This is a genomic window from Devosia sp., assembly GCF_036406155.1.
In the GTDB taxonomy this organism is placed as follows: domain Bacteria; phylum Pseudomonadota; class Alphaproteobacteria; order Rhizobiales; family Devosiaceae; genus Devosia_A.
In genome coordinates, this window is sequence record NZ_DASWVV010000229.1 from 1 (window position 1) to 6,120 (window position 6,120).

A 6,120-nucleotide genomic window follows, 5' to 3' on the forward strand; every position below is an offset into this window, starting at 1 on the left:
CGCCGCTACAACCCGCTCCCGAAGATCATTGGAAAGAGGTCTCATCAGATGCTGGCCTCCTCACCAGTCAGCATCTTGAATCACAAACACCCCAAAACCGGAATCCCCTGCGATTCAAAAAAGAGCCGAACCGCTCTAGCCGAGTGCCTCGCGGTGATCAGGGCGCTCCTCGCCGGGGACACGGTCACCCATCGCGGCCGCGTCTGCGTCATCGAGGCCCGGCTCTATTCGCGGCCGCAACGGCCCGTGCCGCTCTACGGCGCCGCCGTCAGCGCCGAAACCGCGGGTTTTCTCGGCGGGCTTGCCGATGGGCTGCTGGTCGCGGCGGGAACGCCGGAGGACACCGGCCGCGTGATCGAGGCCTTCCGCGCCAATGGCGGCGAGGGGAAGCCCGTCATTGTGCAGACGGCGCTGAGCTGGGCGCCGAGCGACGCCGAAGCGCTGGCCGAGGCGCGCGCCGAGTGGGCGCACGCCGTGGTGGGCGGCGACGCTCGGTGGGACGTGCGCCGCCCCGCCGATTTCGACGTCATCGCCGCCGGCGCGACCGATTCTGCGATCGGTCGGGCGGTGCACGTCTCGGCCAGCCTCGGCGCGCATCGCGACCGCCTCGCGGCCCTCGCCGCCCTCGGGGCCGACGAGGTGCACCTGCACCATGTCGGCCGCAACCAGCAGGCCTTCATCGAGGCCTTCGGCCGCGACGTGCTGCCCGCGCTCCGCGCCCGGGCGGCCTGACGCGCATGGGTGCGTGGCCGGGCGCTACTCGGCCACGCCGCACAGGGCCAGCGCGGTTTCGATATAGACCTTGACGATATCGACCATGTCGCCGATGTGGACATGTTCGCCCTGCGCGGTGGAAAAGCCGGCGCCGCCCGTGCGGACACGCCCGGCCGAACCGTAGTTCACCGTGGCGATCCCGTAGCGGTTCATATGCGCCGCGTCGCTGTACCAGGTCTCGATGCCCATCTCCGGCGTCTTGCCGAGCTGGTTGGTGTGCGCGGCGACGATGGCTTGGACAAGCTCATGCTCGTCGGGAATCGATGTCCCCGGGGCCGAAACGAAGATCTCGGCTTTCGTGCCTTCAAGATGCCGGTGCTGGCGGACTATCGCCCTGACCAGGTCGCGCACCTCGTTGAAGGCTTGCAGCGGCGGCGTGTCCGGCAGGGTGCGGACGTCGAGATAGATGACGCAATTGTCGGGGGTGCGCGCACCGCGCCACGGCCAGCCGCCCTCGATCGCGGAGACGTTCACCCGCGGCCGGAAGTCGCCAAGGGCATTGCGGGCGACGTAGTCGGGAATCCACGCGTGGATGGCATCGAGGACAACGCGCGCCTTGTTGATGGCATTGCGCTCGATATCCGACCACGCCGTGTGGATGAGCTGGCCCGGCACGCTGATCTTGATCCACGCCGTGCCGCAATGGCGGGGTACGACCACCATGTTGGTGGGCTCGCCCAGGATGCAGTAGTCGGCGACCGCGCCGTGCGTGATGGCGTATTTGGTGCCGACGCCATAGCCCTGGTACTGGCGACCCTCGTAATCGTTGACCGGCGATTTCTCGATCTCGCCGGCGACCCCGGCAATGACGATGTCGCCGCCCAGCCTGATGCCGGCCCTGCGGATCGCCTCGACGGCGGTGACGTAGTTGGCAAGGGCAAACTTCATGTTGAAGGCGCCCATGCCGTAGATCCACTCGTCGTCGACGACCGTGCCCTTGCACTGGTAGCCGATGCCGCGATGCGCCTGTTCGGGGCCGAAAGAGGTATCGAGGTGGCCGTTGAACATCAGCGACTTGCCGCCCCCCTCCCCCTGCAGCCGCCCGATCGCGTTGTAGCGCTCGTCACCGATCGACTGCAGCGTCGCGTCGAAGCCGACGGAGCGCAGCACCTCGTGATAGGCCCGGGCCATGTCGCCTTCGAAGCCCGTGGGACTGGGGATATTGGTCAGTTCCACCGTCAGGTTGACCAGGCGGTCCCGGTCGATCAGATCCGTCGCTTTCCTGACGAGGTCCGCATGCGTTTCGTTAGCCATCTGCCTTGCCCTCGATCAGCCGACGATATGGGTGGTGAGCGTGCCGATGCCGGCGACATGGGCCTCGACCGTGTCGCCCGACTGCAGCCATTGCGGCGTGTCCATGCCGGCAGCGACGCCCGCCGGGCTGCCGCTGGTGATGACGTCGCCCGGTTCGAGCGTCGTCAGCGACCACCACGAGACCAGCTGGGCCGGATTGAAGCGCATGTGACCGGTGCTGGAGTGCTGCCGCACCTCGCCGTTCACCGTCAGCCGCATCTCGAGATCGAGATCGCGGGGCAGTTCGTCGAGCGTAACAAGATAGGGCCCCAGCGGGCAGGAGCCGTCGAAGCTCTTGCCGAGCATCACCATCTTGTTGGCGTGCTCACGCGCCTGGATGTCGCGGGCCGACAAATCGTTGAACACCGTGATGCCGGCGACGTAGTCGAAGGCGTCTTCGACCGAGACGTTCTTGGCCTCGCGGCCGATCACGATGCCGATCTCGATCTCGTAGTCGAGCTGCTTGGTGAAGACCGGCTTTTCGACCCTGGCGCCGTCGCCGATGACCGAAGAGGGGGCCTCGAGGAAGCCGGTCGGGTGCTCGGTATGAAACGAGCCCCAGTTGTGCATCTGCCATTCCGGGGCCTTCCAGCCGGTCAGCTCGGCCAGATGCGACTGGAAGTTGCAGCCCGTGTGGATGATCTTTCCCGGGCGCGGCACCGGCGCCAGCAGCTCGATCTGGTCGAGCCGGTACTCGTCGGCGGCGGTGCCGCCGCCGGCGCGGGCGATCGTACGCGCCTTCGCCATCGCTGTTTCGCCAAGGCGCAGGAAGGCGATCATGTCGGCCGGCAGCTCGCCGCCGCTGCGGGCGTTGAGATCGACCATGACGTCGTCCACCAGCACACCGATGCGCGGACCGGTGGCGTCGTGAGGGCGAAAAGTTGCGAGTTTCAAGGCGTATTCCTCTTTCACTGAGTCATGCGGCCGGCGGCCATGTAGCGGGATAGTGTGCGACCGGCGAGTGCGCGGAACAGGCGGTCCGAAAGGAAGCCCAGGATGCTGATGGTGGTGAGCGCCACGAAGATGCGGTCGGTCTGCAGCAGAAGCCCGGAGGATTGCAGCAGGTAGCCGAGGCCGGAATCGGCGGCGAGCATCTCGGCGGGAATGATGCTCATGAACGCCGAGGCCATGGCGATGCGCATGCCGGTGAAGATGTAGGGGATCGCCGACGGCACCACGATCCTGATGAAGATCTGGAACTGCGAGGCCCCGAGGCACTGCGCGGCCCGCTGGCGCGCCAGCGGCATGTTCAGCACGCCGGCCAGGGTGTTGACCAGCACGACGAAGAACGTCCCCCAGAAGATCAGGAAATACTTGGAGCCCTCGCCGATGCCGAGCCAGATCACGGCGATCGGGATCATCGCGGTGGGCGACAGGTAGCGCAGCACTTCGATGACGGGATCGAGCAGTTCGTTGAGGACGCGCAGCCGCCCCATCAATACGCCGAGGACCACGGCCAGGGCCGACCCCAGGGTGAAGCCGATGGCGACCCGCAACAGGCTGATGGCGGTGTGCCCGAGCAGCTCGCCGGACAGGATCATCGGCACCGCCGCCCGGAACACGTCGACGAAGGACGGGAACAGGTACTTGTTACCGATGAGGACGGTGACCAGCTGCCACAGCGTCAGCGCCAGCGCGATCGAGGCGCCGAGCATCATCGCCGAGCGCAGCAGGCGGAACTGCGGGCGCGCGTACCAGGGCGGCAGGATCGGCGAGGCCGCGGCCTCGTGGGTGCTGGCAGCGCTAATGGCCACAATTGCCTCCCGGTTCGCCGTCATGGCTCAGAAGTCCTTCGATCCGATTGAACAGTTCGCCGAAAGCCGCCTGAGCCGGGCTGCGCGGCCGCGGCAGGTCGACCGGGATTTCGCGGATGCGCTCCGTGCCGACCCCCCGCGTCATCACCAGGATGCGATCCGACAGCACGATGGCTTCGGCAATGTCGTGCGTGACGAAGACGATGGTCTTGCCGGTGCGCTGCCAGATCACGAGCAGTTCCTGCTGCATGCGCCGCTTGGTCAGCGCATCAAGTGCAGCGAAAGGCTCGTCCATCAGCAGGATGTCGGGGTCGATGGCCAGTGCCCGGGCGACCTGCACGCGCTGGCGCATGCCGCCCGAAAGCTGCGAGGGGTACTTCTTGCGATGGGCGGCGAGACCGACCATCGTCAGGAAGTTGTCGACGATGGCGGCACGCTGGCCGGCCGGCATGCGGGCGATACGCAGCCCGAACTCGATGTTTTCCTCGACGGTGAGCCAGGGGAACAGGGCCTCCGTCGAATCCTGGAAGAACATCATGCGCTGGCGCCCCGGCTCCCGGACCGGTTGCCCGTTGAGGACAACCTGTCCGGTCGTCGGCTTTTCGAAGCCGGCGAGGATGTTGAGAAGCGTGGTCTTGCCACAGCCGCTCGCACCCAGCAGGCTGACGAATTCGCCCGGGCGGATGCTGAGGTCGAGGGGGCTGAGCGCCAGCTGCGCGTCGTCGCCATAGCCGTAGGTCTTGGAAACACCGGTGATCTGCAGCATGCCTGCCCCTCTCCGTTCGCAGCTATCCGTCCGGCTCAGCAGGCTGCCGGCGGCTGGTCGAAGCGGCCGGGGTCCACGGCTGCGAGGGCGCGCCCGTCGACGAACTCGGCGAAATCGAGCGGCGTGGTGAGCAGGCCTTCCTGTTTCATCCATGCGGCCAGGCTGCAATAGTCGGCGTAGAAGGTGTCATCGATGCCGACCACGCGCTCGTTGATCTCCCACTGCGACCGGGTGGCCTCTTCGGACAGCCCGAAACGTTCGGCCATGATCTTCTGGACGCCGGCGAGGTCCGCGGCGGCATCCTCGGCGCCCCGCTTGGTCGCGCGCAGGAAGCGGGCCAGCTTGTCCTGGTTCTCCGGATCGGCGAGCCATTCCGGGCGGGCGGCCGCAACCGCATAGCCGCGGATATAGCCCTCGGCGGTGGACAGGTTGTGCACGTCGTTCGGGCAGATCTCGATGGCGCGCTGGCCGAACGGCTGGAAGATGAAGAAGGCGGAGATGTCGCCGTGGCACAGCGCCGTCGGCATCACCTGCGTGTCGAGGTTGGTGATCTTGACGTCGTCTGCCGACAGGCCATTGCGGGCCAGGTATTCCGAGATGAACCACGACCCGGTCGAGCCGACCCGCGTGGCCACGGTCTTGCCCTTGAGGTCCTGCGGCGCCTTGATGTCATTGCGCGCGGTGACGAGGTAGCCCTTGGAGTCGCGCTCCAGCACGGCGACTACACGATAGTCCTTGTCGTTGTTGAGCCAGTACTGGACGCCCGGCAGGTCGCCGCCGAAATTGATCTCGCCTTCCCCCGCGCGGAACGTCTGCAGCGAGGTCGTGCCGGACGGGAACATGCGGAACTGCACGTCGAGGCCCTCGTCCTTGTAGTAGCCCTTGGCATCGGCGACCCATACCGAGTCCCACAGCGGCAGCGGCTGCGCGAACACGACGAGCGGCTTGAGCGGCGCCTGCGCGGCAACCGGCATCGGCAGCAGGAACGGAGCCGTGGCTGCCGCCGCAAAGATCACCCTGCGCAACCAGGAATGGCGCTTGTTCATGAGGTCCTCCCATTTCGAACGGCGCCACTGTCGCATCCGGATATTCGAATGTCAACGCGATATTCGAATATCCACTATTCGGGATCGTCGACCATGAACAGGGTTGCGTCGGAATCGAGGATGATCTGGGTGGACCGGCCGATATGCCGGCCGATGAGGTACGCCGCCGCGTCGGCGTCGCGTGCCAGGGCCGCCTCCATGATTTCCTTGTGCTCTTCCAGCACGTTGCGCTTCTGTCGGGTGTACTGGATGCACAAGCTGCGATAGCGCGCCCATTGATCCCCCAGCATCTCGCGGAACTGCAACAGCCACTCCGATCCGCAGGCCGAGGTCAGGGCGAAGTGAAATGCCTTGTGGCGGCGCTCCCACTCCGGGTCGAGCGAGCCGTTGTCGTTCTTGGCCGAGATCGCCGCGAGCTGATGAAACGACGCTAGCACAAGGCTTTCCCACGCCACGTCGCCGCGCTCGATGCTCAGCTTCAGCGCCA

Annotated in this window: 7 protein-coding genes; 1 reads left to right on the plus strand and 6 read right to left on the minus strand. The window is 66.4% G+C overall.

Going from position 1 to position 6,120, the window contains the following annotated elements; genetic code table 11:
• The first annotated feature begins 48 nt into the window (after positions 1 to 48).
• Positions 49 to 732, plus strand: a complete 684-nt coding sequence (locus VGD93_RS16035) for an LLM class flavin-dependent oxidoreductase (RefSeq protein WP_395013179.1) — start codon at positions 49 to 51, stop codon at positions 730 to 732.
• 24 nt (positions 733 to 756) lie between these two features.
• Here VGD93_RS16035 and VGD93_RS16040 read toward each other — a convergent pair whose 3' ends face one another.
• The 6 genes from VGD93_RS16040 to VGD93_RS16065 form a co-directional block, all read right to left on the minus strand.
• Positions 757 to 2,028, minus strand: a complete 1,272-nt coding sequence (locus VGD93_RS16040) for a M20/M25/M40 family metallo-hydrolase (RefSeq protein WP_395013173.1) — start codon at positions 2,026 to 2,028, stop codon at positions 757 to 759.
• A gap of 15 nt (positions 2,029 to 2,043) precedes the next feature.
• Positions 2,044 to 2,961, minus strand: a complete 918-nt coding sequence (locus tag VGD93_RS16045) for a fumarylacetoacetate hydrolase family protein (RefSeq protein ID WP_395013174.1) — start codon at positions 2,959 to 2,961, stop codon at positions 2,044 to 2,046.
• Positions 2,962 to 2,975: 14 nt separating this feature from the next.
• Positions 2,976 to 3,821 (minus strand): ABC transporter permease, encoded by an 846-nt coding sequence (locus tag VGD93_RS16050; RefSeq protein ID WP_395013175.1) that lies wholly within the window; start codon positions 3,819 to 3,821, stop codon positions 2,976 to 2,978.
• Positions 3,811 to 4,587: an ABC transporter ATP-binding protein gene (locus VGD93_RS16055; RefSeq protein WP_395013176.1), complete on the minus strand. Its 777-nt coding sequence runs from the start codon at positions 4,585 to 4,587 to the stop codon at positions 3,811 to 3,813. Before VGD93_RS16055 ends, VGD93_RS16050 begins: the two co-directional genes overlap by 11 nt.
• 35 nt (positions 4,588 to 4,622) lie before the next feature.
• Positions 4,623 to 5,633: an ABC transporter substrate-binding protein gene (locus VGD93_RS16060; protein ID WP_395013177.1), complete on the minus strand. Its 1,011-nt coding sequence runs from the start codon at positions 5,631 to 5,633 to the stop codon at positions 4,623 to 4,625.
• Positions 5,634 to 5,707: 74 nt separating this feature from the next.
• On the minus strand, positions 5,708 to 6,120 hold a 413-nt coding region (locus tag VGD93_RS16065), incomplete at its 5' end, for an FCD domain-containing protein (protein WP_395013178.1).